Consider the following 26,215-nt stretch of genomic DNA (forward strand, 5'->3'; position numbering starts at 1 on the left):
GGCTAAAGGCTAAAGGCTAAAGGCTAAAGGCTAAAGGCTAAAGGCTAAAGGCTAAAGGCTAAAGGCTAAAGGCTAAAGGCTAAAACAACAAAAGCGGGCATGCCCGCTTTTGTTGTTTTATAGAAAACGCGTTATTGTGAGGTACGAAGACAACCGACCGCAGGGAGCTCATTAATACAGATATAAAACAATCAAAATATTAATAATCCCCGATTAGCAGATCGGCTCTGTAAAGTATAGAGATGCTTCGTACCTCGCAATCACGCGTTTATTTATTTAATTGGCTTTTACTCCGTAATCTGATAGGTATAAGCCAAGGTTTGTTTCATTTTTGACTGAACCCGTTTCAGGCTCAGTTCAATATCAACCTTTTCGTTATTTTCAGTTACCTCCATAAAAGCTTTCTGATAGGCGTCTAAAGCTTTTGTCCATTGCTTGTTTTTTTCATAGAACAAGCCAAGCAAGTCATATATACCGGCAGCATCCACTCCTTGAGTGTTTAGGGCTTTGGTTGATATGGTATTCACCAGTTTCTCCATGTTCAGAAAAACAAGCAGATCAAGGTAGTGCGTATAGTTATCCGGGAAGGATGGCTCCAGCTCCATACAGGTTTTGAAATGGTAGCCCGCAGTTTGGTAATCCTTGATCTCGTAATAATATATCATCCCTAACTGGTGATGGGCACGTGCATATAATGGATCGTTGCTGATGATCTCGTTCAGTAATTTAAGCGCTTTGGGTGTTTTCCCGTATGATATTTTATCGATAGCCTGCAGATACTTCTCTTCGATAGTATAGTAAGTGTTCATAAATTTTAAAATTGCAAAAGCCCACCTGCGGTGAGCATAAATAAATAATGATGTAATAAATTCTGTCCGTGGTGATGAATTTTCTAAAACGGACTGGAGAAGAGTATCATTGATGCACAACCCTTCTGCCGGGCCACCATGGGCCACATCATATTTTTAAAGCAGAATGAATTATTAAACAGCATCATTTATTTTTTTTTACAAAATTACACTTATTGATCGAAATTGCCAAATGGTGGGTAAATGCGGGATATGAGACGCATTGATGCGTCTCTACGTAAAACAAAAATGTAGAAACACATTACATGTGTCTCCTATTATCAGAAAGATTTAAGCAGCGATCGCAGCCTTAGAACCTTCTATCAAAAAATTGTTCTTTAATTCTTTTTCGGAGACGATCACGCTGAAATCGTCATATTTTACGCCATGCTCCAAAGGATATAGGGTGTACCCTCTTTTTAAAGCATCATATATGCCCAGTTCAAATATTTCGTCTTGTTTTTTTCCTTTTATTTTGGCGCCGCTTACTAACTGGTAAGCATCGAGTATGGGTTCAAAATTGTTGTTCTTCATAGTACCCATCACTATACAATTACTTTGCCATTTTTTAACTGAACCAGTCAAAAAGGTCATTTTGCTTTAAATCTGACTTTTGTTTGTTGTTCAGATCGCGCAATACCAGTCCCTCACTCATTTGTATGATCCTTGTGCCATAATTATAGGCATCTTTGAGATTATGGGTGATCAATATGGCAGTCAGTTTAAAATCAGTTATCAGTTTATCAGCTGTACGCATCACCACTTCTGCCGAACGGGGATCAAGCGCGGCGGTAGGTTCATCCAGCAACAATACCTTGCAGCTATCCATCACGCTCATTAGTAATGTTAAAGCCTGGCGTTGCCCGCCCGAAAGCGTACCCATGGATTGCTCTATCTTATTCTCCAACCCCATACCCAGCGTGGCTATTTTTTCTTTAACCTGCCGTTTGAATTGATCATTAACACCGATAGATAAGCCTTTGGCCTTAGTACGTATAGCAGCCAGTCTGAAATTATCTAAAATGCTCAGATCGGATGCCGTACCGCTCACGGGATTCTGGAACACCCTGGCAATCCATTGGCTGCGGCGGTAATCTGGCAGTTTACTGACGTTATTTTCATCTATGCTGATATTACCCGCATCCGGGAATACACTTCCGGCTACCAGGTTAAGCAGCGTAGTTTTACCCGAGCCATTAGAGCCCACGATCACCAGGAACTCTTCCTCTGCAATATTCAGGGTGATGCCATTAACCGCGTTAACCTGGTTGGCTTTACCCTTGTTAAAAACCTTATGTACGTCGTTTATCGCTATCATGATGATCTGAGTGATGATAAACGGGGTAAACTAACTATAAGCAATACAAAAACAGCGGTAACTATTTTAAGCATATTCGGGTCGACGCCGATAGCCAGGGTAACCGCCAGTACCAATTGAAATACTATCGCCCCGGCCAACACCAAAATTAAACTGAGCCAAACGCTGGTGATACGCAGCCAGTTGATCAGCGACTCGGCTATAATAACCGAACCCAGGCCAACGATAACGATACCTATACCCATATTGATATCGGCAAAATCCTGCGATTGTACAAAAAAGTAGCCGCTCAGGGCCGTTAGCGCGTTAGCCAATGCCAAACCGGTGATCTTCATCCTATCAGTATTAACTCCAAGCGCACGGATCATAGATTCGCTGTTGCCTGTTGCCCGCATAGCTATACCAAAATCTGTTTTAAGCAGGTACCCTATCAAAAAAGTGATCACCGCTACAAATACCAGTAAGATCCAAAACGTATTCTGGTTAATGTCGGCCACCACTTGCATCGACGAGAATATGGAAGGTAAATTACTGAGCGGTATATTAGAACGCCCCATAACAGTAAGGTTTACAGAGTACAAGGCTGTCATGACCAGGATACCGGCCAACAGAGCATTTATTTTAAGTTTGGTATGGATGAGGCCTGTTAATGCCCCGGCTATACCACCGGCTATGATCACCGTGGGTAAAATAATGTATGGCGATTGATGGTGCGTCAGCATCACAGCCGTAACCGCGCCACCCAGCGCATAACTGCCATCGGTAGTGATGTCGGGGATATTAAATATCTTCATGGAGATATAAATACCCAGCGCCAAAGCCGCATAGCAAAGTCCCAGTGTTACCGTGGTGAGATAGAAATCCATTTATTTAACAGCCTCAAAATTTGAGGGTACCGTAATATTATATTTTTTGGCAGCAGCTGGGTTATACACCCGTTTCCTGATCTTCACCATTTGAGGTGCCAGTCCATCGGTTTTATGATTTTTCAGAAAGTAAGCCGCCTGTTCGCCTGCCTGGTAACCCCATTGGTAAATATCGGCTCCAAAAGCGGCTACAGCACCGCGCTGTACCAAGCCTGCCTCGCTGGTAAATATAGGCACATTTTTCTGGTTGCAGCTCTTCAAAATAGTCTCAAACGATGCAAAAACCGTATTATCCGGGTTAGCAAAAAAAGCATCAATATTCCTATTCAGCAGAGATTGCGTAACCAGTTGCGCATCCGCTGAAGAATTTAGTGGCAGGGCCATGATAGTCACATTTTGCTTTTCGGCCAGTGATTTGATCCGGTTTAACGCGTCTGTTGATTGTGGCTCTGATTGGTTATAGATCATGCCGATCACCAGTTTTGACCCTTTAGGTTTCAGTAATTTGGGGATGATAGCAAATGAAGTATCTATATAGTTCAAATCTTCAACCGCGCCAAAAAGATTAGCCGGTGCTTTACCGCTGGCATTAAGCACATGCATACGCTCGGGCACAGGCGATACCATAGCAAAAATGGGTATAGTTTTGGTTTTTTGTATTGCCGTAACGGTAGAAAGGGTTGTACAGGTAGCCAGCAGATCAACATTTTCAGAAACAAAATGATTCACGATCTGGGTTAGTGTAGGAATATTGCCCTGGGCGTTACTGTATTCTATCTGCACTGTTTTTTTTTCCTCGCTAAAGCCTCCTTTTTTAAGGGCATCCGTAAAACCGGTGCGGGCTTGCGATATGGTGGCATCCTCAAAAGCATCCACAAAACCCACTACGGGGATACTTGTCGATTTGGGTTTTGGTTTGCACGATACGATCGAGATCAATAAAAAAGCTATAGGTAGATATTTAAAAAACTTCATTTTACTAAGTTATGTAATTGCCCATAAAGGTAAAAGCAGAACGACAAAAGGTGAAATTAGTTTTACAAAGGGATTTTTGGGATGATGGGATTTGGGGCCTATGGGATTGTTGAATAAAAACCATTGATGATTGGGCTTGTCCCATAGTCTTAAAGTCCTATCTCCCGTAGTCATCACTATAACTTCTCAATCAACTCATCAATTAACTCTGCCTGCGCCGGGTTGATCTTCACTTTGGCTGTTTCTATATCAAACCACTCCGCCCTATCCACCTCCGCAAATGATTGCTGTTTGCCAGATCGCGGCGGCCACTCCATTTCAAAGTAATTGCTTTTGATGGTCAAATGGTCTATATCGCCAGCTATGGCCCAGGCATGCACTTTTTTACCACCCTTTTGAGTGATCGGGTTTAACTTGATGAATTCACCTGTGATCACTTGCCCTGTTTCCTCCTCAAATTCACGCCTGGCAGCCTCCAGCGGGTCTTCGTCATCCAAAAACTCACCTTTGGGCACCGACCAACTACCGTTGTCCTTATTTTTAAAGAATGGGCCGCCCGGATGCACCAGGAAAACCTGTAGTTTACCTTCAGTTTTCCGGTATAATAGTATTCCTGCGCTTTGTTTACCCATGGGCTAATATTTAAAAGCAAGTTAATAAAAGGGTGAGGTATTATGATTATTTTTATATCAAACAATGCCTATTTATATATGACTGACAACCGCTGGACAACCTTTAAACTAACCGCAGATTTTAATACCAATGTTCGCAATATTTATGAGGCCTGGGCCACTCCTGCCGGGCTCGAAAGCTGGTTTTTACGCCAGGCTGATTTTTTTACCATAGTTGGCCGCCAGCGCGAAAAAGACGAATTCATCAGCAAGGAAGACACCTACTCCTGGTATTGGCACGGCTTTGATAATGACACGGTTGAGAACGGCCAGGTACTGGAAAATAATGGCTCCGACCTGCTCAAATTTACCTTTACCGGCGGAAGTATTGTCACCATTGATATTCAGAACAAGTATGGACTCACGCTCATTGAACTTACTCAGGAAAATATCCCTCTGGAAAATGACCCTGCCAAAAACCTGTACGTACAATGCCAGCTCGGATGGACGTTCTACCTCACCAACCTGAAATCGGTGATCGAAGGCGGTAAGGATCTACGGAATAAAAGAGTGGATATAGCTACCAGTTTTAAATAATTTGTCTGAACCTTGATTAAGAGTATTGACAGGATTATTTCATTTTAATTTTGTCATGCTGAACGGAGTGAAGCATCTATTATTCAATATACATAGTTCATTAATAGATCCTTCGTTCCTCAGGATGACAAACGAAGATATTTATCGTTTTTTCATTTTCCGCTGACAAAAAACCTCAACGATATTCTTTAGCTTTGATGGTCATCAAAAAGCTCCCTCTTCGGGAGTCGGGAGGGTATATGTTTACAGGAATTATAGAAACTTTGGGTAAAGTAACCGATTTGCAGCAAGAGCAGGGCAATTTGCATATCACTGTTGAATCGGCGATTTCGCATGAATTGAAGATCGACCAATCGGTAGCGCATAACGGGGTTTGTTTAACGGTAGTGGCACTGGCCGATGGCCTGCATGTAGTTACCGCTATTGAAGAAACACTAAACAAAAGCAGCCTGGGCCACCTGGAAGTGGGTGAACCTGTAAACCTGGAACGCTGTATGCAAATGAATGCCCGCCTCGATGGTCATATCGTTCAGGGTCATGTTGACCAAACCGCTGTTTGCATTGCCTTTAAGGAACTCGATGGCAGCTGGGAATATACTTTTGAGTACGATGCCTCCACCGGCAATGTCACTGTCGAAAAAGGCTCTATCTGTGTTAACGGTATCAGCTTAACCGTAGTTAACTCCAGGGCCAATAGCTTTTCGGTAGCTATTATTCCCTATACTTTTGAGCATACCAATCTGCACAACGTGCGCGAAGGTTCTGTCGTGAACCTGGAGTTTGATATCATTGGCAAATATGTTGCCCGCTTGATGCAGCGTTAACGCGCCAACTCGTCCAGTCTCGATTTGGAATAAACCACATACTTCTGCTGCTTTTCGGGTGGTTTGCTATTGGTATATTTCTTATAATACTTTAAGGCAAGCGACTTATTTTTAAGCTCAGTGTCATAAACCGAAGCCAACAGGTAATACAATATCGGTTTCTCCGAAAACTGCAGCGCTTTTTGATAGGCCCAAACAGCCTTTTGAAATTTCTTTCGTACCTCGTAGCTATCGGCCATTTCCGCATAATAATCGCCGATGTTGGATGATATACCTTCCTTAATAGCATTGTCCAGATTTTGGATGGCTTTGGGCTGATCTTTAAGCGCTTTGTATGCCAGGGCAGCTACATAAAAGCTCGTTTCCGTCTGCTCAATCATAGAGATATCAGCGAAGGTTTCCACGCTACAGGTATAGTTTTTAAGATTATAATAAGCCACACCCAGTTTGGTTAGTACATAGCCCGAACGGTTACCCAAGTCTATCAATTTTAAACAGGTATTTTTAGTTTCTTCAAACTTATCCTGCGATGATACCAGTTTGAGCAGGCTTTGCAATAAGATCATATTTTCGGGATCACCGGCAATAGCGGCGTTCAGTACCTTTTCGGCCGCGGGATATTGTTTCAGATTTACATACTGATCGCTCAGATCGGAGGCTACATCTGGCTCAGCCGGATTCAGCTTATTAGCTTTCTGCAGATAATAGATCATGCTGCCAAAATCGGCTTCATCGGAAGCAATTTTACCCAGCTGCTTGTACACCAGGAAATTGGTGCTATCCTTTTGGGCTATCATTTTATAATAAGTCTCAGCCTTTACATTATTACCCCGGCGCAGGTTAATGGCTCCCAGGCTAAACAAGGCTACAGTATTAGTGGAGTCGGTATCGTATATCCGCTGATAGTACCCTTCCGCATCGGGAAGCCGCCCAGCCATTTGCGAGGTATAAGCCAGCTTGCCCAGCACACGGATATTGTTTACCGGTTCGGGATATGTTTTTTTGAGATAATCGGCCGCTTCCGCGAAGCGCTGATTCTGATAATAATCGAGCAATAAAGAATCATTTACAGCCGGTTGTTGCTGGCCTTTAACCATTACTGACAGACCAAAAATAAGTAAAAAAGATAATACAAGGTTTTTCATATAACTAATGTTTTAGTTTAAAACTAAAGTATTAGTTATAGACCAATAATCCAAATTCTAAACAATTTTTATTTTTTAGAGTTAATGAGATATACTTTTAATTAAAAACCCTAACAATATGGATAAGTTAAAGAAGTTTGGACTGATGGAGAAAATTGTCCATGAATTGGAAGACCTAAAAAATAGTCAGCAGGCTATTATTACCAAGCTGGCCAAAATTGAAGTAGATAATATAGAACTTGGCGATAAAAGACTGGAAAAAGACCTTCCGGACATGCACCAGCGCGTAGCCGACAATCTGGACAACACCATTAGCCTCCTGGAAGAATTCGCCAAACAAACCGACTCATTTAGCGATAACAACAACATCCAGGCGCTCAAAGAACAGGAAGCCCTTAACAAATCATAAAAATTCAAATCCCCGGAAACGGGGATCTATTTTTTTGCAGCCTTTGCTGCATCCTGATTGTATTTTTTAATGGCTTCGTAATAGTTTTTTGTTTTAGCGTATCCAAAAGCATCAGCGTTTTGCTCAACCATGGGCATTAAATTTTCGGCAGAAACTTGTAATATGGGACCATCTCCTTTTTGGATGCCTACCAATGTTTCCGGCATAAATTTAGAACCATCTTCCTCGCTTAATACCGAATAAGCATTAATAGGCCCGGATATTACTTTAAACATCCAGCAGCTGTCTTTTGCTACCCCCTTATACCATTTATCATCAATCACCCCACCTCCGGCAAGATTACGTTCAATGCTCAGGGTTTCGTTGGCATATATTTTCTTGATCTTGTTTGGATCAGTTTTAGGAAGATTCCTGTCTAAAAACAACAAGTAGTTTTTATGCTTGGTAGTATCTAAATATATTTTTGAGTAAACCTGTCTTTTAGAGCTATCGGCCATAGTTATTACATAAACATAGTCATAATTATAGTTTCCATTCTTCTGGTTAAAAAAGGACATATTCATCCTGTTTTGCATTTGCATTTGCATCTGCATCTGCATTTGTGATTGAGTAAACTGCTTGTTCAAGATATTATTAACAGCATTCATTCTCGCATTCATGTTCTGTGCAGATACTTGCAGGGTAAACAGGGTTAATAAGACAAGCGTAAGGCAGGTGTATAGGGGTTTCATGTGATAAAATTTAGAAGGCTTAAAACTGCATTTTTAATTGGATATAAACAAATTTCACTAAGCGCTCTTCCGCTGCTGCCGCGGGTTTCTAACCCGTGGTTTAGATGGTTTCAGCTTAAAGATAAAACAGGGGTATCATGGAGCCCCGTCGAACCATGGCGGGTAAGGCCCCTACGCGCGAGTCTTCGACAGGCTCAGACTGACCAGGCCTTTTATATTCTACAATACGTCATGAGTAAGAACGAAGGATGTTCTTCAATAGGTATATCGCAAAATAGATGCTTCAATCATTCAGCATGACAAGGGAATTTAATAACTTAGTATCAACCAAAATAACCAATCTTAAAACTATTAAATCATGAAAAAATTAACCCTGCTGCTTACCTTCATGGTAACTGTTTTCGCCTGCGCAACAGTGCGTGCCCAGGTTACTACCGATCAAATAGTTGCCGAATGGCAGCGCGCCAAAAACTTCACCAAAACCTACCTGGATGCCATGCCTGATGATGATTACAGCTTTAAACCAACGCCCGAAATGAGATCCTTTGCCGGACAAATGCTACACTTAACAGATGCCAATTATTTTTTCTCTTCTTCGGTAAGCGGCAAAGCAAGTCCGCTTGGAAAAACATCAGCCGAAAAAACTGTTGAGCAAACAAAAGCCGCTACTACCAAAGCAGTAATGGACAGTTACGATTTTGTGATCAGCTCGATACAGGGCATGACTCCGGCCCAGCTACAGGAAAGCATGAAATTTGGCGGTAAAGATCTGCCAAAGGCTATTGTTTTAGGTAAAGCTTTTGAACATCAGACGCACCACCGCGGTCAAGCTACGGTTTATCTGCGCTTAAAAGGGGTAACGCCTCCACCAGAAATGTTATAAAGAATGCCATTACATAATGGAAAAGAAATGTCATCTCGAACGAGGTACGAGGAGAGATCTTTTGCAAGCGATATGCAAGTAGTAAAAGATTTCTCCTCGTACCTCGAAATGACAGTATTAGTAGAATAACAAAACCTATTGGTATTGTATGTAAATAGGCGCGGGTTTCAGGTTTAAAATTTCTTTGGGGGTAAGCATGCGGTGAGGCGCATTCTTGATGTCGTTTTTATAAAATAGCTTAAAACCGGTAAACTGTACAGGTTCCTGGGCTATGAAATATTTATAGGTACCCTTTTTCAGATCGGGACCGCCCCAACCGTCCATATCCATCACTACCTGTACCTCGTTACGTAGTCTGATATCCTTATAATTGGTTACCATGCGTTTGGTAAATCGGTGGATCACAAATATTTTGGGTGGCAGATTGTATTTTTTTACCAGGCTGCTTAAATAGCCGGTTACGTAGTTAATATCATCGGCATCAAAAGTACCTATGCGTTTGCCCGGTACACTCCCCTCTTTCATAGAAAATTCCGGGTCGATACCCAGGTGTACGTTGGGCATTTTCATATATTTCTCCAGCAGGGGCAGTTCGGTCTTCATGGTGCTGAAACCTACCTGTATATCTAAAAACACAATAGCGTTGATCTGTTTGGCCATGTCCAGCACCTTGTCGATCTCTCTAAAAGGCATCCGTAAATTATGCAACCCGTTTCTACCGGCATCTGCCTGGGCAGTTACACAGATATAATGCAGTGCGGGTACAACTGGTGTAAGGGTATCGGCTTTTTCCCATACTTTAACTTCGCCTTTGAGCTTGGCAAGCATCTCTTTGGGCGCGTATTCGCCCAGTACACCCATATTTTTGGAGTACATATTACCATAATAAGCTACAATGCGGTTGAAGGGCAAAATAGCACCAGGCAAAGGATATGGCGCTTTTTTCACGGGCCATCTGCCGGTTTGATCGCCGTTGGCCAGGCGTTTCATCAGCGAATCATATTGCAGGGTATCTAGCGTGGTTACGCTTTTTAGCGTAGTGTCTTTATGGATATAATGAAGGTCATTTGCATAAACCCCATTTAAAGTAAGAGTCAAAAGACAAAAGACAAGAACCAGGAATCTACTTTTTTCAGAACATAACACTTTTTTCTTGATTCTTGACTCTAATATCTTGATTCTCATTATTTGTTTTTTGTTAACAATGTCTATTATTCGATACTCTTACCCTTCATGGCGGTGCTGATGGCCTGATCCATCAGGCGCTCGGCAAATGGCCGGGTAAATTCATTGATCTCGTCAATACGTTTCAGGATGAGGTCTTTGTCCCCAGACACCAGCGACTCTTTCAAAGCCACCAAATGCTTATGTGTTTCAGCAATTTCTGCAACCGTAACGTAATCACCGTTCTTTTGCAAAAAGCGTTCCACCACGTATACCGTTTGTTCGCCTTCGGTACGGGCCTCTATCAGCATACGCTGGTTTACATCGTCCTTAGCGTGGGTAATGCTGTCCATCAGCATTTGTTCTACCTGCTCGTCGGTAATACCATAAGTAGGTTTTACTTCCACTTCCTGTTTCACGCCAGAGCGCAGTTCGATAGCTTGTATAGTAAGGATGCCGTCGGCATTCAGTAAAAAGTTAATATCAACTTTGGGGAAACCGGCCGGCATAGATGGGATGCCTTTAAGGTTAAATTCAGCCAGTTTACGATTTTCTTTGATCAGGTCGCGCTCACCCTGGTAAACGGCGATCTTCATGTTTACCTGTCCGTCAATGGAGGTAGTATATTGCCTGCCCCCTTTGGTAGGTACTTTGGAGTTACGCGGGATGATGACATCCATCAGGCCGCCCATAGTTTCGATACCTAAGGACAGCGGGGTAACATCCAGCAATAAAATATCTTTACGGTTGCCGGCCAAAATATCGGCCTGTATAGCAGCACCCAGGGCCACCACTTCATCAGGGTTCACATCATCATGCACGGGGCGGTCGAAGAACTCAGCCACCATTTTTTTAACCAATGCTGTACGCGTCGATCCCCCAACCATAATCACTTCATCGATCTCTTTAATGGTCAGTTTAGCGTCCTTCAGCGCGTTTTGGCAGGCCGTGATGGTTTGCTGTACCTTTGGCATGATCAACTCTTCGAACGTGGTTCGATCCAATGTACACCAGATCTCCCCTATTTTTTCGTTAAATAGACTTTGGTGGGCGAAGGCTTTTTTGGCTTCTTCGGCTTTCAGGCGAAGTTGTTGTGCCAGTTCGTTATTGGCAATAATTTCAGCTTTATTTAGTTGATTCCTCTCAATCCAATAGTCAACAATCAGTCGGTCAAAATCATCACCGCCTAAAAATGTATCGCCATTGGTGGCTAATACTTCAAAAATGCCGTTCTGTATTTGCAGTATAGACACATCAAAAGTACCACCGCCCAGGTCATATACTGCAATCGTTTTGGTTTCTTCGGGTTTTAAGCCAATGCCATAAGCCAAACTCGCGGCAGTTGGCTCATTCACGATGCGCAATACATCCAGTCCGGCCAATTTACCGGCATCTCGTGTGGCCTGGCGCTGAGAATCGTTAAAATAGGCAGGCACGGTGATCACCGCACGGTTCACCGGGGTTTTCAGCGCGTGCTCGGCGCGGGCTTTTAGTTCTTTTAATATCAGGGCCGATAGCTCTATCGGGGTATAAAACTTATCGCCAACCTTAATCTTCACTAAGCTTTCGGTATCATCGTCGATAACTTTGTACGAGAAAAAGTCCTTATAATTTTCGATATCATGGTAACTGCGACCCAACAGGCGTTTTACCGAGAAAACGGTATTCTGCGGATCGGTTATTAAAAATTCTTTGGCCTCGTTACCTACCAAAACATCGCCCGCTGGCCCGAAATGTACAACAGACGGCACCAGGACACCTTTACCAGTATCATTGATAACCAGCGGATTTTTCTCCGGGGTGATGAACGCCACTAAGGAATTGGTGGTACCCAGGTCGATACCCACAATAATATCTTCTTTTTGTATGGAACCCGTTGCCAGGTTGATTGAAACTTTAGCCATGGTAGTTACTTAACAAGCCGCAAATGTACTTAGTTTTAGGGGATGGTGTGTCTTTTGAATGTGTAATTTTGTCTGAATCAGAATTTACAGAATTTTTCAATTAACAGAATTAGGGAGGAATTCAATTCTGAAAATCCTTTAATTCTGTAAATTCTGATTCTGACAATTACGCCGCTAAAGATTCTGCTGATCTAACCCTTGCTTCTACTACAATTAATGATAGTAACAAAATCAATCCCATCGCAAAAAAGCAATCGAGCATTAAGGCTGAATCGCGCATTTCATGGGTTACGGATTCTACAAAACCGAATGCAAACAGGCCTACTACGATAGACAGCTTTTCGGTAACGTCGTAAAAGCTAAAATACGATGCCGTATCCGGGATATTGGCTGGGATATACTTGGAAAAGGTTGACCTTGACAACGACTGTACACCACCCATAACCAGTCCTACTACCACAGCGGCAGCATAAAACTGGTGGGCGTTAGCCACAAAATAAACACTGCCGCATATGATGCACCAGACACCAACTATCCCTGCAAGCACTTTGGTGTTACCATATTTAGCCGATAGTTTCGCGGTTATGGCTGCGCCGATGATAGCAACTATCTGTATGAGCAGAATGATAATGATCAGGTCTTCCTCGGGCATTTTTAGTTCTTTAGCTCCAAAATTGGCGGCCACCAGCAAAATGGTTTGTACCCCTACCGAGTAAAAGAAAAAAGCGGGTAAAAATCGCTTTAATAAAGGCAACTCTTTTACTTTTCGCCAAACCTTGCCCAGCTCCTTAAATCCGCCGGTTAACACATTATATTCATGCGAACCTGCATTGGGCTGCCCCTTAGGCAGCATATAAAAAGCGATAAACGAAAAGCCTATCCACCAGATACCTACTATGAGGAATGACAAACGTGCGGCAACATCATCGGTAATACCAAATGTTTTGGGTGATAATACAAACACAAAGCAAAGCACCTGCACCACAATACTGCCAGCAAAACCATAAATAAAACCTTTAGCACTCACGGCGTCCTGCTGATCAATTGTGGCTATTTGCGGCAGATAGGAATTATAAAACACAAAACCACCGCAATAACCTATAGATGCTAAGCCGTAGCAAACCATACTAAAGGTGAAGGTATGCATGGTAAAAAAGAACATACCCGCGCAGGCCAGGCTTCCCACCCAGGTAAACAATTGCATGTATAGCTTTTTATGGCCCTTATAATCGGCAATGGAGGTTAGTATCGGCAGCAAAAATACGATGATCAGGTATGAGAGCCCTAACACGTAAGTTGACAGCACCGTATTAATATACCGATGACCAAAAAAGGTAACCATGCCCCCCGGGTTGTTTTCCTGGGTAATAGCCACATAGTAGGCCGGAAATATGGTAGATAAAATTACCATATTATAAGCCTGGTTGGCCCAATCAAACATGGCCCAGGCCCAAATGGTTTTCTTATTATTTTTTACTGTTTCCATTAGATGGTGAGTGGTTAAGTGATGAGCAGTGAGTGGACGGTGAGTAGTGAGTGATCAGTGGTGAATAATTAAATCCTACTCCTTTCATTCACCACTCACTATTCCACTACTCACTAAATTACTTTATCCCGTAATGATCATTCATCAGTTTCACAAATATGGAGCCCGGCAGTATGGCTTTAAGTGTAGGCACAATGGTTTGACCCAATGCCCCTACCAGGTAATTGTGCGCCGGTTTTGCTTTGGCTACAATCTTGCAAACCTGATCAGCTACCTTGCTGGCTTCGCCACCTATGCTTTCATCTTTTTCCATACTGGCTACAGCTGCTTCAAACTCTTTTTTCAACTGCTCGTTTGGGAGCGTAAAAGGTACTTTTTCCCGACTGCCGGTAAAATCGGTTTTAAAGTCGCCAGGGTTAACTACGGCCACCTTAACACCTGCGTTTTGCAGTTCCATACGTAAGCTTTGAGAATATCCTTCAATAGCAAATTTTGAGGCACTGTACAAACCCTGGTATGGCAAACCAAATAAACCGGCTAAGGAACTGATGTTGATTACCAGGCCTTGTTTTTTCTCGATCATGCCCGGTAACACAGCGCTATTTACACGTACCACACCAAAGAAGTTTACTTCGAACTGCTTTTTAGCGTCATCAACCTGCACAGCATATAGGGGCGCGGCAATACCGTTACCCGCATTATTTACTACTACATCAATACGGCCTTCAGCCTTGATGATGGTTGCAATGGCCGCGTTTACCGAGGCATCGTTAGTAACATCCATCTCCAGAGGCGTAAACGAAACATTACTGATCCGTTTCAGATTGCGGCTGGTGCCGTAAACTGTGTGTCCCTGGGCCGATAGTGCGCTGGCTGTGGCCAGGCCCAAACCAGATGATGCTCCGGTTACTAAAATTACTTTCTTCATCTTATTGATTAATATCTTATGCTTTACGTTTGACTTTGGAGCCGTGAAAATAGGATTTTATCGGCTTATAAATTTATAAATATTGCACATTAAAAAAAGTAACGATGATGCCAGCGATTTATCATTTTTAAATTAAATTTTGTTTCCAAAAAGAAAGTTCATACTTTAGTCATCAGATGATATGATGATAAACATTATCCATAAAAGATCACTTGCCGAGGAAGTTGCCGAACAATTGCGCAAAGCTATTGCCGATAGCAAATACAAAACCGGCGAGCAACTACCTACCGAGCCCGAACTGATGAAACAGTTTGGTGTAGGCCGGTCGTCTGTGCGCGAGGCTATCCGTATTTTGGCCAATTCCGGATTATTACGGGTACAACAAGGTGTAGGCACTTTTATTGAAGCCCCTGCCGGTATCAACGAGCCTTTTCATCAGCGCCTAAAGCGCGCCGAAGCCCATGACCTTGACGAGGTACGCCAGCTGCTCGAAATGAAAATAGCCGAAAAAGCCGCGGCCAACCGTACAGAGGAGGATCTAAAAAAGATAAAAGCCAAATTAGATAAACGAACAGCTATGGCACATGGAGGTTCGATGGAAGAATGCATAGAAGCCGACATTGAGTTTCACATGAGCATTGCCGAAGCAGCCGGTAACCCTATCCTGACCGATCTTTACCAATCATTTTCCATACAGCTTAAAAGCTGGTTCCTTAAAATATATCCGGATGTTACCATATTTCAGGATACGCTTCATGAAGAACTTTATGAAAGTATTAAAAACCGCGATGAGAAAAAAGCCTGGGACTGCATTACACAAATAATACAACGATAAATTTTTTTACCTTTAATCATCAGATGATATGACGAATAAAATTTTAACTGCGCCATTGGAACAAACCAAAACCATAGCTGAGAAAACGGTTTACTCTATCTTGTTCACCATTAGCCTTTCTCATTTGCTGAATGATATGCTGCAGTCGGTCATTCCATCTATTTATCCGCTCATTAAAACCAGCTATCATTTAAGCTTTAGCGATATTGGGTTAGTGACCTTAACTTACCAGCTATCCGCCTCCTTGTTGCAACCGTTTGTGGGGATGTATACCGATAAAAAGCCCAAACCGTATTCGTTACCTGTTGGCATGGGCTTTACCTTAACAGGTCTGGTATGCCTGGCATTTGCTCGGGGTTTTTATTCAATACTTCTGGCAGTGGCACTGATAGGCGTCGGTTCATCCATATTTCACCCGGAATCGTCAAGGGTGGCCCACATGGCATCAGGCGGTAAACGCGGATTGGCACAATCTATATTTCAATTGGGGGGTAATGCAGGCAGCGCGCTTGGCCCATTGCTGGCTGCCTTAATTGTGGTACCTTTTGGCCAAAGCAGTGTAATGTGGTTTTCGTTAGCCGCGCTGCTGGCCATCGTCATTTTAATTTATATCGGTAACTGGTATAAAGCCTTTGCATTACCCAAAGCTAAAACAACTCATGCCGTTACAGCAACCCATCAATTATCATCCAGGCGTATTGGTTTTTCATTGGCTATTCTTATTGTACTTATATTTTCTAAATACTTTTACCTGGCCAGTATCACCAGCTATTACACCTTTTTCCTGATCGATAAATTTCATTTGAGCGTGCAAAGCTCACAGCTTTATTTATTCTTATTCCTGGCAGCAGTTGCGGCAGGTACGCTTTTAGGGGGCCCATTGGGCGATCGTTTTGGCCGTAAATACATTATCTGGATCTCCATACTCGGCGTGGCGCCGTTTACCATGATGCTTCCCTATGCCAATTTATTCTGGACAAGCATCTTATCTGTACTCATCGGTATAATTATCTCCTCCGCATTTTCGGCCATACTGGTGTATGCACAGGAGCTGATGCCCGGAAAGGTGGGCATGATAGCGGGCCTGTTTTTCGGCTTTGCCTTTGGAATGGGCGGCTTAGGATCAGCTATATTAGGCAAGCTGGCAGATAGCACCAGCATTAGCTATGTATTTCATGTATGCGCGTATCTGCCTTTGATTGGTATACTTACCGCCTTTTTACCCAACCTGGAGGTAAAAAAGAAAAAACTGGCTTAGTTCACGGCTTTTTATCCAAAAAAACAGATCCCCGGGCAGATTATGCCCGGGGATCATACTTTGTAGGTAGTGCAAACAGTAATCAGGTTTAGATGCAGGGCTAACTTATTTTCTAAGTGTAAGAATAATTAAAGCCGTATTCAATAAAAGCAGAGCCGGTTGGGCAATGGTAGTAATGTTCTGTAATTTCTCATTACGTATAGCGCGCCTGTTTTGTTCCACATAAATGATATCCTGGTTCTGAATAATGGTTTCTGGATTTGTTAATGAGGCCACATCGTCAAGATCAACCTCAATAATTTGCTTGCTTTGCAATCCCCCTCCCCGCACAATCTTCACTTTTTTTTCGTTGCCTTTGTCGGTTAGTCCCCCTGCTTCACCTAATATTTCCATCAGGGTGGTTCCATCTTTAAGCAATGGATAATTGCCCGGTCTTTTTACCTCTCCTACCAGCGTTGCTTTTAAATTGATCACCTTAACCTCAATAATGGGGTTTTTAAGTACGTTTTGACGGTATAAGTCGTCCAATTTTTTTGATGTTTCCAGTCTTGATAAACCTGCTACCTGTACCCGTCCAATTACCGGCAGGGCTATAGTTCCATCACTTTCCACCTGGTAATCCAATGCCTGGGTACTCCCGCCAGACGATGCCTGGTCTGTACTGCTGGCGGCGCTGGCCTCGTCGGTAATAAGTTTAATGCTTTGCAAATTCCGGACACGCAAAATATCGCCTGCCTTAATTTTATAATCAGCTATCTTATAATCATCCGTTCTCACAGGAGCGGTCTGCGCTTTTGAATTTTGTTCAAAATAGGCTTGATTTTGTTTGTATGAACATGAACCCAAAAGCATGGTAAGGGCGCTTACCGTAAAAAGTAACGGTAAATAGCTTATTAATCTATTAATTCGCATTGATCTATAAATTTTCTAAAAGGAATGATACTTCAGGATTAACCGTTTTGGGTTGATAAGCTTTTCCGCGTTCTGCCATGATCCATTCAAAATGATCGGCATATAAATCGACGATCCTGTTGTAGGTATAAAGCTCTGTTATTTTTTGTTTGTTGTTCTCCATTAGCTGAGTATAGTGGGCCTCGTTTTTATTACCGGTAAGCAGGTTAAAAACAACATCATCGGCATCGCTAAAATACAGGGCGTCATTTTCCAGAATAGCCCTGTTAAATTTATTATCATTTGAGCAGATAAGGGCATTGGATGCCATAGCCTCTAACAACGAAGGATTGGTACCGCCAACCGTATGACCATGAAAATATAAATTAGAGTAATATCTCAAACTATTGAGTTTATTCATGTTATATATACCGCCACAGAATTTAATATTATGGTAATTAGCAAATTTAGCCCTTAAATAAGTACCAAAATCATTATTAGTATTACCCACCACTAAAAACTCCCGGTTGGTACCAGCCTTAACCACTCCATCTAAAATGGTTTCAATGCTATTTTCGGGTTCCATGCGAGCAATCAACATATCATACTGGTATGGGTCAAGTTTAAATTCATCAAGCACCGCTGGATCGGGCTGATCAAAGATCTCTGCACCGTAAGCAATATAGGTTGATTTTTTATTGTACTTATGTTCCAGGTATCGTTGTATCTCTACAGAATCAGCTATTAAATGATCACTGTAGCGAACGGCCAGTTTTTCGGCAAATCTTAAAAATGCCTGAACCGGTTTGGAATATTTCGACCTTTTCCACTCCAGGCCGTCCATATTAGTGGTAACTACAGAATTTCGTGGTAAAAGCCAACCCCATACAGAACTGCTGGTGTAGCCCAATTGAAGAATAACATCGAACTTTTTTTTCTTTAAATCTTTTATGCAGTTATAGTCGTATAAAAATTGTCCCGCTGTTCCAAGTTTGAACTCCGGATCGTAGCAATGGCATATCTCAACAGAATTCCAGGTTTTTTCCTGGTACGGGTGGTTATGAGAGTTATAAACAACTACCTCATAACCTTTTTTGGCCAAGCCAACGGCAAGGTACTCAGCGCATTGTTCAAAACCGCCGTAATGGTTTGGAATACCCCTGGTTCCAATGATAGCTATACGCATAATAATATATTTTTAATATTTTCATCAATAATTTATCAATATTTTAGGGTCATGGCCATCAGCTATATCTTCTGATAGAACCATGTATAATTATACGTAGAAACACAGGTAAAAGCTTCGTCAAAAGCCTATGTGAACAAACAGGTTGTTAAAAAAGTGAGTGAATAAAATAAACGGAAAAGTATAGGTAATTATGAAAAAACATTATACTTTTTAATAAAGAATTATTATACTTATGTGTATAAAACCCCTAAATAATAATTAAACAATGATCAAAGTATTCAAATTTCTGAGCAGGATCAATTTAAAGAGCATCATTTTTAACTTCAGATATTTCCCTTTTAAAACCGCCATCAAATTCCCGGTATTAATATCACGTAACGTGTTTCTGCACAAAACAAAAGGCAGGGTAATTATCAACGCGCCTATCAGAACCGCCCTGATACAAATTGGTTACGGCGCTATTGGAATTACCGACTTTAAAAGATCAAGAGCAGTATGGGAAGTAGACGGGGATGTTGTTTTTAATGGCAGGGCATTTATTATGCATGGCTGTAAAATCAACGTTTTTAAAAATGCCGAGCTTACTTTTGGCGATGATTTTAACATGAGCACCGAGTGTGCCATTGTTGCTGCCAAAAAAATAACGATCGGCGATCATAGCGGCATATCATGGGAATCATTAGTAATGGATACCGACTTTCATCATATTGCCGACGAAACTACAGGCGAGGTTTTTAACCATCCTAAAGAGATCATCATTGGCGATAACGTTTGGGTGGGCTGTAAGTGCACTATATTGAAGGGGGCGGTAATACCATCGGGCAGTGTAGTGGCAGCCAACTCCATGGTAACCAAAACATTGAGTGGCGAAAACTCTATTTTTGGAGGCAATCCCATGCGGGTGCTCAAAACAGGAATCAAATGGTGGTATTAAATAATGGGTAAAACCGCATCGCTCAGATCATAAGTTAGATTTTCATTGCGTTTGGCTATGGGTTTGGCGGGCACACCACCAACCACTGTATAGGGTTGTACATTACGGGTAACCACAGCGCCGGCAGCAACTACAGCGCCTTTACCAATGGTAACACCGGGTAAAATAACTGTACGGGAACACAACCAAACATAATCCTCAATAATTACCGGTTGCCCTGTTTGCGCAAAATCGGTGCTATTATAGTCGTGATGCAGGGTCCAGATCATAACCTCATTGCTGATGTTCACATTATTGCCAATGGTTAAACCCATTCGCCCATCCAACAAGGCGTTGTGCCCAACAATGGTACCCGCGCCAATGCTCAATTTCCATGGGCTTCTTACTTCAAATCCTCTGTACAAACCGGTCTTCCAGCTTATTTTTGCTTTCAGCATCCGTAATAAAAATATCCGCAGCGTATGAAAAGGCAACCAGCCTATGATACCGCATACCATGTAAAGTACCGAACCTTTAAACTTATTAAAATTATTTCTGAGCATGGTTGTTATTTTATACCGGTACTTCCTGACTAAGCAATTCGCCGCGTTTTTTTAAAATTTTAGCGGGCACCCCGGCTACTACCGAATGTGGTGCCACTGTTTTGGTAACAATACTGCCTGCAGCTATAACGCAGCCCTCACCTATGGTTACCCCTGCCAATATGGTTACGCCTGCGCCTATCCAGCAGTTGTCATGGATAAAAACGCCGTTCCGGGTTACGCCCTGATCCTTAATATTGATGTTAAAGTCGGCAAAGTTGTGGTTTTCTGAAAATATTTTAACTCCCGGGCCAATAATCACATTATCTCCAATTTCAATACCACCCTGACCGCCTAAATAAGTACCCGCGTTAATACCACTACAGTTGCCCACAATAATTCCCTTACCTTTTTGCGCGATAACACCTGTACAGATCAGGGTGCAATTGCGGGCAATGGAAACATTATTTTTGATGGTAATACCTTCGGACGACAAGGCGTTGATATAAACATGATCTTCAATAATAAGATTTTTACCCGCCGAAAACAGGTAAGCGTGCTTGATATTGACGTGCGAGCCGATGAATACCAAGCCATCCGATCTTTTAAAAAACATCCGTTTCCATACACCGCGGGATAATTGCCGGCCCCTGCCCCATAAAATAACCGACAGCTCCCGCAAACTATAATCGTTCTCGAACTTATAATCAGGGTTATTTTTAAGCTTGCGAATTACCTTTTCAATTAATGTATGCATCGCCTATTAGTTTTAATATTCCATTTGCCGACACCTGCCAGGAGAATTTCTTAGCATGATCAATCCCTTCCAGTACCTTTTTTTGGTATAGCACTTCATCATTCAACAAAAAATTAATTTTTTCGGCAATATCTTCGGGATGATCAGGATCAATATAGATGGCTGCGTCTCCGCAAACTTCGGGCATAGCAGTACGCTGTGATACTACCACTGGTACTCCGCATTGCATGGCTTCCAGCGGCGGCAGGCCAAAACCTTCGGCATATGAGGGGAAGCAGAAAACAGTAGCATTGGCATAGATCAGATACAGATCTTCCTCGGGCACATGCCCGGTGAATATCACCCGGTGCGAAACACCTTCTGCCTGGATATGATCTTTCAATAAATTGATATCGCTGCCTAACTCACCGGCAACAACCAGTTTAATAGCTTTGTCATCCAGCTGGTTCAGGGCGCTAACCAGGTGAAATATATTTTTCCGGATATTAACGCGCCCAACATACAACAAGTATTTGGCGGGCAAGTTATACCTATGCATAAAACTATTGATACTTTCGCCGCTATAATTTGCCCGCGTTTTAAAGGCATGGTTGATACCATGATAAACAACAGCTATCCTGTTTTCGCCGGCAACGTTGTTTTTGATCAACCGCTCCTTTTCTGAATTGGATATGGTAATGATCATATCGGCTTTGGCGGCTAAACGTTTCATTTTACTGAAATACGCGATCTCAGAACCCGAATAATACTGCGGATAATCCAAAAACAACACATCGTGGATATAAACTATCTTACGTAACCTATTGGGCCACAAACTGCTGAAGTTTTGAAAAAGCACCGCTTGCAAACCGTATACACTGGCTATTAAAGGCACCAATAACATGTTGGATAACATATTGGGAATAGCAGGTAAAAAAATGAGTTTTACGGATGAAGGAAAATATTCAACTGCCTGCTTTTTACAATCGCGGGTAATGAGCAGGTAAAGCTGAAACTGATCATTAGGGTTATTCACCATCTCGTTCACCAGGTTTTTCACCACCATGTTCCCGCTCGGCGGCCCTTTGAAGAACCACTTAGCATCAATACCTAATTTGATTGTTTTATGTTGACCGTTGGCAAGCATATCAGGCAGTTAATGTAGTTAGTGAGGATGACGAATGGTAACGTTTTTCACGTATCCGGATAGCCTCCTCATACATATTGTTCAGTTGCACAAGCCGCTTATCCCAGTTATGTTCGGCGGCGCACGCTATGGTGGTTTGAGCCAGATCAACCAGTTTATGTGGATTTGCCAGCACATCCTCCAGGGCAGCGCTCATATTATTAACAATGGTATCGTAGGTATCCAGATCTATTTTGATGCCGCATTTATTACAGATCACGTTACCCATGCCACAATGATCCATAGTCAATGTAGGTACGCCGTACGTTAAAGCTTCAAATATCACAGCCGGGTTATCTTCGGCTATACTGGTGATGATATGCAGGTGAGCTCCCGACATTACACGGATAGCTTCTGGTCGGGGTATGTGCCCATACCATATTATGCGATTGCTTAATTTTAATTCGACGGCCTTTTGCTGTAATTTTTCTTTCATTGGACCATTACCGAGTATGTGCAGCATCCAATTATTCTGTTTAATCTTTGCCAGTACATCCAGGCACATGTCGAAGTTTTTACGCTCGATAAGTGTGCCCGACCATACCAATTGAACCTGCTGGTTAATATGATCAAATTTTGATTCGTCCAAAAAAGCATGGCTGATGATGCCTTGTTCAGACAGGTAATAACTATCCACGCCGAACTTTCCGCGAATAGTTTGCTGCCCGGCCGATGTGGCTGCTATCAGCACATCGGCTTGCAAAAATGCCTCCCTGATGCGCCTGGAGTAATTGAGCTGGATATGGTTGATGGCGTTTTTAACCTTGAATTTCAATCTGGTTGAAAAAGGTTTCCCTTTCAGCAACTCTTTATTGATGATGTTCATCCCCCCTATCGGGCCCCACACCATGGGTTTATTCAGTTTCCATAAAAAACCGGGTTCCCGGTATCCGATTGGCCCTAACTGGTGTACCACATCAATATCAACGGTTTTTAAAACCTCGCGGGCAACCTTCAAGGCTTTTTTTTGCCACAGGTAATAAGCAAAATAAAAAAACCAACCCAGGCCGGCCTTATCCAACAGGGTAATAGCTTTAGCCAAACGCCCAGGCTGTACCTCAATAAAATGTACAGAAGCTAAAGGCGTTTCCTCCACATATTTCCGCATGGTTTGGGTATCGCCCATGAAATTATCAGACATACCATAAAGCACCCATACCTCATGCTGAGTAGCCAAATGCATTACCGTATTCCAGGCAGCGCCATACTCAGATCCTCTAAAAGGAGATATTGCATAAGCTGATATAAGTATCTTTTTTTTCATGACAGGGGATCAGGTTTTCGCTTATCTCAATTTAATTGTGTCCTTAGCGGGTCTTTATAAAAATATTTCCAGCGCAAGCGGTTCAAATAATTAAACAGCCAGGAATTAAAATAATTGAGGCCTTTTAAGTGCCGGCGCATTACAGCAAGTTCCTCGTGGTGCATTTTCACGGTATCATTACTTACTCCATCCATACGCATATAAGCCACGGTTTTGTCGATGTGAGCGATTTCAAAACCGTTATACTTTATCCGCAGGAACATATCAAAGTCCATCGCTATTTTGAGGCTGATATCGTACTTACCTGTTTTCTGATAAACTTCTTTTCGGATAAAACATGTGGGGTGCATAATGTACATACCAAAATTCAACCAACCCACCTTGCTCTTTTTTTCCCGCTCAAATCCATTTTTACCTATCAGTATAATGTTGCCGCAGCGCACATCATCTTTTTCCGAACCATTAAACATCATCACCTCTACCGCATCAATTGCATACCAATCATCGGCATTGATCATCCCAATCCAATCACCCGTAGCCATGGCAATACCCTTGTTAAAGCCATCGGCTATACCTTTGTCAGGCTCACTGATAAAACGGGTTATGCGCTCCTTATACCTATCGATCACTTGTAAAGTACCATCGGTTGAGCCACCATCCACAATAATGTATTCGATATTGCTATAGGTTTGATTGATCACACTCAGTATGGTATCTTCAATAGTGGTAACCGCATTATATACAACAGTAATAATGGTAACCTTAGGAATATTTAAATGTGTTTCCATATCCATTAAGCTGCTTTAAACTGATAGGCTTGAATTTTTTCTTTTTCACGTTCCTCCTGCTTAAAAACCAACGCGTTGAAATTGAGGTAACTATAACCCAGTGTTATCATCATGATGCACATTTCGGTATTAAACAACGCGGTAACAATATAATTGGTAAGCAGCAGGCTAAATATGCAGCCGATACTCAAAGCAGCGAATAACCTGATAGCCGGTTTAGCTGTGCTATCGGCATACTTTCGCCAGTTTTTAATGATCTGTCCAAAAAATATCACGATATAGGTAAACAGGCCTGCTATTCCCATTTTTACCAGCAGGTAAAGCCAGCCATTATGCAAAACCGGGATAAACTGAAAATCAGTATCCTCACCCAGGCGCACAAATGTTTTCAGATCGACGGTTTTACCCAGGCCGCCAAATATCCAATCTTTGGTATCACCCTCCATATAACTCTTGAGCGCCATAAACGATTCATAACCGCGGTATTTCATATTGATATCCTGCTCGGTATTATAATCGCCCATTTTCAGCTCATTAAATGAACCCAGCAATTTGCTCATAAAGGTCTCGGACGAAGTAGCCTGAAAAATATCGGTCGGTATCAGCGCGATGATCATAACCAGGAAAAAAATGGTTGGAATTATCCATATCTTCTTAACCTTATCAGCCACCATGAGCAAAGCAAAGCATACCATGATAATAAAGTAAGTACGGGAGGCGCACATATAAATACCAAATGCGTTTACCGCTGTAAATAATTTAAACCAATGTGGTTTAAACAAGCGGATATTAAACTTCCAGGTAAACAGTAAACAGGCCAGCCCCATTGGCGGACCAGGTGCCCCCACAATACCCATGGCATAATGTGCCGAGTACGGATCGAACAAAGCGCTGACGCCCATATAGGATATTGATATGGCTGTTACCAATACAGATGTGATTAGCCCCGCGTAAACCAGCGTTTTCAAAAACTTTTCAATATCAAGCCTGCAGGCCAGCACAATCCCCGATAGTATAAATAACACAGGTATGCTGAAGTAGTAAAAATCTTTTAAAATAAGATAGTTATCATTCTTATAGCCAACTATCAGGGCAAATAGCACAGGCAGTAACAAAATAGCAAAAATACGGGCCACCTTTACTGCTGCCAAACGATGCTTTAAAGGCATAAAAATGATCAACAACGCAATAGCTAACACAATAGCCTGCATATGAAAAAACGAGGCTACAATGAGTATCAACAATAAAAGCGGATATATACGATTGATCATTTCCTTAAATTAGTTAAGCCGTAGTTGCATAAACAAAGTTGTCGCGTACGTACCTGGCGGGGTTTCCTGCCCAAACCTGTTCGTCGGGTATATCTTCAAACACCACCGAGCCTGCCCCTACTATAGAGTTTTTCCCAATAGTTACTCCTTTTAAAATAGTACTGTGTCCGCCTATAAAGGCGCCGTCACGAATAATAACCGGTTTTGTTTTTACGCCATCCAGCCGTTCCGGATAACTGTTTCTCATCCGCGCGTCGAGCGAATGGAAGTCGGTATCATAGATAACCGTATTGATACCTATTTTTACATTGTTACCGATGCTTATCTTATTGTGGCAAATGATGGCTACCGAAGTAACGCCTACATTATCGCCAATAGTTAACTCACCACCTTTGGCTACCACAAAATAGCATTGCTGCTGGCGTCCGCCCATCGCATGATATTTACCGCTATTGAACCAAAATCTTTTACCAATGGAGAAAGTCCCCTGCAGGTTAATGTCCAGTATGGGAATGCCGAAACCAACAAAATCACGGTGATATTTTACGTTATTCAAATAAAATTTAAAACTGCTGATGAGCCACGAGTATTGCCGTGCCATTTGATAGTACAGCACCCGTAACAACCTGTAAAATTTTCTGATATAATACATG

27 protein-coding genes and 1 pseudogene are annotated in these 26,215 nt (G+C 42.2%); 7 read left to right on the forward strand and 21 right to left on the reverse strand.

Going from position 1 to position 26,215, the window contains the following annotated elements:
• Positions 1–287: 287 nt before the first annotated feature.
• From AB6735_RS07860 to AB6735_RS07885, 6 genes are all read right to left on the reverse strand, one after another.
• A complete protein-coding gene (locus AB6735_RS07860; RefSeq protein ID WP_370995377.1) occupies positions 288–809 on the reverse strand; it encodes a tetratricopeptide repeat protein in 522 nt (173 codons plus the stop codon).
• 330 nt (positions 810–1,139) lie between these two features.
• A complete protein-coding gene (locus AB6735_RS07865; RefSeq protein ID WP_370995378.1) occupies positions 1,140–1,382 on the reverse strand; it encodes a hypothetical protein in 243 nt (80 codons plus the stop codon).
• Between the two features lie 34 nt (positions 1,383–1,416).
• Positions 1,417–2,166 (reverse strand): ABC transporter ATP-binding protein, encoded by a 750-nt coding sequence (locus tag AB6735_RS07870; RefSeq protein WP_370995380.1) that lies wholly within the window; start codon positions 2,164–2,166, stop codon positions 1,417–1,419.
• Positions 2,163–3,032, reverse strand: a complete 870-nt coding sequence (locus AB6735_RS07875; protein WP_370995381.1) for an ABC transporter permease — start codon at positions 3,030–3,032, stop codon at positions 2,163–2,165. The genes AB6735_RS07870 and AB6735_RS07875 overlap by 4 nt, the downstream gene beginning before the upstream one ends.
• A complete protein-coding gene (locus tag AB6735_RS07880; RefSeq protein WP_370995383.1) occupies positions 3,033–4,007 on the reverse strand; it encodes an ABC transporter substrate-binding protein in 975 nt (324 codons plus the stop codon).
• A gap of 176 nt (positions 4,008–4,183) precedes the next feature.
• Positions 4,184–4,639: an NUDIX domain-containing protein gene (locus tag AB6735_RS07885; protein ID WP_370995384.1), complete on the reverse strand. Its 456-nt coding sequence runs from the start codon at positions 4,637–4,639 to the stop codon at positions 4,184–4,186.
• Positions 4,640–4,717: 78 nt separating this feature from the next.
• On the opposite strand from AB6735_RS07885, the gene AB6735_RS07890 reads away from it, so the two are divergent.
• Positions 4,718–5,215, forward strand: a complete 498-nt coding sequence (locus AB6735_RS07890; RefSeq protein WP_370995386.1) for an SRPBCC domain-containing protein — start codon at positions 4,718–4,720, stop codon at positions 5,213–5,215.
• Between the two features lie 239 nt (positions 5,216–5,454).
• Positions 5,455–6,039 carry a riboflavin synthase gene (locus AB6735_RS07895; RefSeq protein ID WP_370995547.1) on the forward strand — a complete coding sequence of 195 codons (585 nt, stop codon included), beginning with the start codon at positions 5,455–5,457 and terminating at the stop codon, positions 6,037–6,039.
• On the opposite strand, the gene AB6735_RS07900 is transcribed toward AB6735_RS07895, so the two are convergent.
• On the reverse strand, positions 6,036–7,184 hold the full coding sequence (locus tag AB6735_RS07900; protein ID WP_370995387.1) for a tetratricopeptide repeat protein: 1,149 nt from the start codon (positions 7,182–7,184) through the stop codon (positions 6,036–6,038). The two genes, AB6735_RS07895 and AB6735_RS07900, sit on opposite strands and share 4 nt — an antisense overlap.
• Positions 7,185–7,302: 118 nt before the next feature.
• Between AB6735_RS07900 and AB6735_RS07905 the strand changes: the two genes are divergently transcribed.
• On the forward strand, positions 7,303–7,593 hold the full coding sequence (locus AB6735_RS07905; protein WP_370995388.1) for a hypothetical protein: 291 nt from the start codon (positions 7,303–7,305) through the stop codon (positions 7,591–7,593).
• Positions 7,594–7,619: 26 nt separating this feature from the next.
• On the opposite strand, the gene AB6735_RS07910 is transcribed toward AB6735_RS07905, so the two are convergent.
• Positions 7,620–8,324: a hypothetical protein gene (locus tag AB6735_RS07910; RefSeq protein WP_370995389.1), complete on the reverse strand. Its 705-nt coding sequence runs from the start codon at positions 8,322–8,324 to the stop codon at positions 7,620–7,622.
• A gap of 358 nt (positions 8,325–8,682) precedes the next feature.
• Between AB6735_RS07910 and AB6735_RS07915 the strand changes: the two genes are divergently transcribed.
• Positions 8,683–9,207 (forward strand): DinB family protein, encoded by a 525-nt coding sequence (locus tag AB6735_RS07915; RefSeq protein ID WP_370995390.1) that lies wholly within the window; start codon positions 8,683–8,685, stop codon positions 9,205–9,207.
• Between the two features lie 135 nt (positions 9,208–9,342).
• Here AB6735_RS07915 and AB6735_RS07920 read toward each other — a convergent pair whose 3' ends face one another.
• From AB6735_RS07920 to AB6735_RS07935, 4 genes are all read right to left on the reverse strand, one after another.
• Positions 9,343–10,305 (reverse strand): hypothetical protein, encoded by a 963-nt coding sequence (locus AB6735_RS07920; protein WP_370995391.1) that lies wholly within the window; start codon positions 10,303–10,305, stop codon positions 9,343–9,345.
• Positions 10,306–10,418: 113 nt separating this feature from the next.
• Positions 10,419–12,275 carry a Fe-S protein assembly chaperone HscA gene (gene hscA, locus AB6735_RS07925; protein ID WP_370995392.1) on the reverse strand — a complete coding sequence of 619 codons (1,857 nt, stop codon included), beginning with the start codon at positions 12,273–12,275 and terminating at the stop codon, positions 10,419–10,421.
• 166 nt (positions 12,276–12,441) lie between these two features.
• Positions 12,442–13,761, reverse strand: a complete 1,320-nt coding sequence (locus AB6735_RS07930) for an MFS transporter (RefSeq protein WP_370995393.1) — start codon at positions 13,759–13,761, stop codon at positions 12,442–12,444.
• Positions 13,762–13,879: 118 nt separating this feature from the next.
• Positions 13,880–14,689 (reverse strand): SDR family oxidoreductase, encoded by an 810-nt coding sequence (locus AB6735_RS07935; RefSeq protein ID WP_370995394.1) that lies wholly within the window; start codon positions 14,687–14,689, stop codon positions 13,880–13,882.
• A gap of 181 nt (positions 14,690–14,870) precedes the next feature.
• On the opposite strand from AB6735_RS07935, the gene AB6735_RS07940 reads away from it, so the two are divergent.
• Together AB6735_RS07940 and AB6735_RS07945 are read left to right on the forward strand one after the other, a co-directional pair.
• Positions 14,871–15,524, forward strand: a complete 654-nt coding sequence (locus tag AB6735_RS07940; protein WP_370995395.1) for a FadR/GntR family transcriptional regulator — start codon at positions 14,871–14,873, stop codon at positions 15,522–15,524.
• Between the two features lie 28 nt (positions 15,525–15,552).
• The gene (locus AB6735_RS07945) at positions 15,553–16,782 is read left to right on the forward strand and encodes an MFS transporter (protein ID WP_370995396.1); all 1,230 of its coding nucleotides are present in this window, start codon (positions 15,553–15,555) and stop codon (positions 16,780–16,782) included.
• Positions 16,783–16,887: 105 nt separating this feature from the next.
• On the opposite strand, the gene AB6735_RS07950 is transcribed toward AB6735_RS07945, so the two are convergent.
• Both AB6735_RS07950 and AB6735_RS07955 read right to left on the reverse strand, forming a co-directional pair.
• The gene (locus tag AB6735_RS07950; protein WP_370995397.1) at positions 16,888–17,694 is read right to left on the reverse strand and encodes a polysaccharide biosynthesis/export family protein; all 807 of its coding nucleotides are present in this window, start codon (positions 17,692–17,694) and stop codon (positions 16,888–16,890) included.
• A 4-nt stretch (positions 17,695–17,698) separates the two neighbouring features.
• On the reverse strand, positions 17,699–18,859 hold the full coding sequence (locus AB6735_RS07955) for a DUF1972 domain-containing protein (protein ID WP_370995398.1): 1,161 nt from the start codon (positions 18,857–18,859) through the stop codon (positions 17,699–17,701).
• Positions 18,860–19,127: 268 nt separating this feature from the next.
• On the opposite strand from AB6735_RS07955, the gene AB6735_RS07960 reads away from it, so the two are divergent.
• Entirely contained in the window at positions 19,128–19,796 is a 669-nt protein-coding gene (locus AB6735_RS07960; RefSeq protein WP_370995399.1) for a hypothetical protein, read from the forward strand.
• A gap of 47 nt (positions 19,797–19,843) precedes the next feature.
• Here the strand turns inward: AB6735_RS07960 and AB6735_RS07965 are convergent.
• From AB6735_RS07965 to AB6735_RS07995, 7 genes and pseudogenes are all read right to left on the reverse strand, one after another.
• A pseudogene (locus AB6735_RS07965) lies at positions 19,844–20,005 on the reverse strand (DapH/DapD/GlmU-related protein); the annotation flags it as partial.
• A 343-nt stretch (positions 20,006–20,348) separates the two neighbouring features.
• Positions 20,349–21,074, reverse strand: a complete 726-nt coding sequence (locus tag AB6735_RS07970) for a DapH/DapD/GlmU-related protein (protein ID WP_370995400.1) — start codon at positions 21,072–21,074, stop codon at positions 20,349–20,351.
• Positions 21,058–22,200 (reverse strand): glycosyltransferase family 4 protein, encoded by a 1,143-nt coding sequence (locus AB6735_RS07975; RefSeq protein ID WP_370995401.1) that lies wholly within the window; start codon positions 22,198–22,200, stop codon positions 21,058–21,060. The genes AB6735_RS07970 and AB6735_RS07975 overlap by 17 nt, the downstream gene beginning before the upstream one ends.
• Position 22,201: 1 nt before the next feature.
• A complete protein-coding gene (locus AB6735_RS07980; RefSeq protein WP_370995402.1) occupies positions 22,202–23,503 on the reverse strand; it encodes a glycosyltransferase in 1,302 nt (433 codons plus the stop codon).
• 26 nt (positions 23,504–23,529) lie between these two features.
• Positions 23,530–24,291, reverse strand: coding sequence for a glycosyltransferase family 2 protein (locus AB6735_RS07985; RefSeq protein WP_370995403.1), 762 nt, complete (start codon positions 24,289–24,291; stop codon positions 23,530–23,532).
• Between the two features lie 5 nt (positions 24,292–24,296).
• Positions 24,297–25,562 carry a hypothetical protein gene (locus AB6735_RS07990; RefSeq protein WP_370995404.1) on the reverse strand — a complete coding sequence of 422 codons (1,266 nt, stop codon included), beginning with the start codon at positions 25,560–25,562 and terminating at the stop codon, positions 24,297–24,299.
• Positions 25,563–25,575: 13 nt separating this feature from the next.
• Entirely contained in the window at positions 25,576–26,214 is a 639-nt protein-coding gene (locus tag AB6735_RS07995) for a DapH/DapD/GlmU-related protein (RefSeq protein WP_370995405.1), read from the reverse strand.
• Position 26,215 lies beyond the last annotated feature (1 nt).

The organism is Mucilaginibacter sp. RCC_168 (genome assembly GCF_041355315.1).
GTDB lineage: Bacteria > Bacteroidota > Bacteroidia > Sphingobacteriales > Sphingobacteriaceae > Mucilaginibacter.

Coding starts and splice junctions, on each gene's coding strand:
- AB6735_RS07860 (WP_370995377.1), bottom strand. CDS start 809: ATGAACACTTACTATACTATCGAAGAGAAGTATCTGCAGGCTATCGAT.
- AB6735_RS07865 (WP_370995378.1), bottom strand. CDS start 1,382: ATGAAGAACAACAATTTTGAACCCATACTCGATGCTTACCAGTTAGTA.
- AB6735_RS07870 (WP_370995380.1), bottom strand. CDS start 2,166: ATGATAGCGATAAACGACGTACATAAGGTTTTTAACAAGGGTAAAGCC.
- AB6735_RS07875 (WP_370995381.1), bottom strand. CDS start 3,032: ATGGATTTCTATCTCACCACGGTAACACTGGGACTTTGCTATGCGGCT.
- AB6735_RS07880 (WP_370995383.1), bottom strand. CDS start 4,007: ATGAAGTTTTTTAAATATCTACCTATAGCTTTTTTATTGATCTCGATC.
- AB6735_RS07885 (WP_370995384.1), bottom strand. CDS start 4,639: ATGGGTAAACAAAGCGCAGGAATACTATTATACCGGAAAACTGAAGGT.
- AB6735_RS07890 (WP_370995386.1), top strand. CDS start 4,718: ATGACTGACAACCGCTGGACAACCTTTAAACTAACCGCAGATTTTAAT.
- AB6735_RS07895 (WP_370995547.1), top strand. CDS start 5,455: ATGTTTACAGGAATTATAGAAACTTTGGGTAAAGTAACCGATTTGCAG.
- AB6735_RS07900 (WP_370995387.1), bottom strand. CDS start 7,184: ATGAAAAACCTTGTATTATCTTTTTTACTTATTTTTGGTCTGTCAGTA.
- AB6735_RS07905 (WP_370995388.1), top strand. CDS start 7,303: ATGGATAAGTTAAAGAAGTTTGGACTGATGGAGAAAATTGTCCATGAA.
- AB6735_RS07910 (WP_370995389.1), bottom strand. CDS start 8,324: ATGAAACCCCTATACACCTGCCTTACGCTTGTCTTATTAACCCTGTTT.
- AB6735_RS07915 (WP_370995390.1), top strand. CDS start 8,683: ATGAAAAAATTAACCCTGCTGCTTACCTTCATGGTAACTGTTTTCGCC.
- hscA (WP_370995392.1), bottom strand. CDS start 12,275: ATGGCTAAAGTTTCAATCAACCTGGCAACGGGTTCCATACAAAAAGAA.
- AB6735_RS07930 (WP_370995393.1), bottom strand. CDS start 13,761: ATGGAAACAGTAAAAAATAATAAGAAAACCATTTGGGCCTGGGCCATG.
- AB6735_RS07935 (WP_370995394.1), bottom strand. CDS start 14,689: ATGAAGAAAGTAATTTTAGTAACCGGAGCATCATCTGGTTTGGGCCTG.
- AB6735_RS07940 (WP_370995395.1), top strand. CDS start 14,871: ATGATGATAAACATTATCCATAAAAGATCACTTGCCGAGGAAGTTGCC.
- AB6735_RS07945 (WP_370995396.1), top strand. CDS start 15,553: ATGACGAATAAAATTTTAACTGCGCCATTGGAACAAACCAAAACCATA.
- AB6735_RS07950 (WP_370995397.1), bottom strand. CDS start 17,694: ATGCGAATTAATAGATTAATAAGCTATTTACCGTTACTTTTTACGGTA.
- AB6735_RS07955 (WP_370995398.1), bottom strand. CDS start 18,859: ATGCGTATAGCTATCATTGGAACCAGGGGTATTCCAAACCATTACGGC.
- AB6735_RS07960 (WP_370995399.1), top strand. CDS start 19,128: ATGATCAAAGTATTCAAATTTCTGAGCAGGATCAATTTAAAGAGCATC.
- AB6735_RS07970 (WP_370995400.1), bottom strand. CDS start 21,074: ATGCATACATTAATTGAAAAGGTAATTCGCAAGCTTAAAAATAACCCT.
- AB6735_RS07975 (WP_370995401.1), bottom strand. CDS start 22,200: ATGCTTGCCAACGGTCAACATAAAACAATCAAATTAGGTATTGATGCT.
- AB6735_RS07980 (WP_370995402.1), bottom strand. CDS start 23,503: ATGAAAAAAAAGATACTTATATCAGCTTATGCAATATCTCCTTTTAGA.
- AB6735_RS07985 (WP_370995403.1), bottom strand. CDS start 24,291: ATGGAAACACATTTAAATATTCCTAAGGTTACCATTATTACTGTTGTA.
- AB6735_RS07990 (WP_370995404.1), bottom strand. CDS start 25,562: ATGATCAATCGTATATATCCGCTTTTATTGTTGATACTCATTGTAGCC.
- AB6735_RS07995 (WP_370995405.1), bottom strand. CDS start 26,214: ATGTATTATATCAGAAAATTTTACAGGTTGTTACGGGTGCTGTACTAT.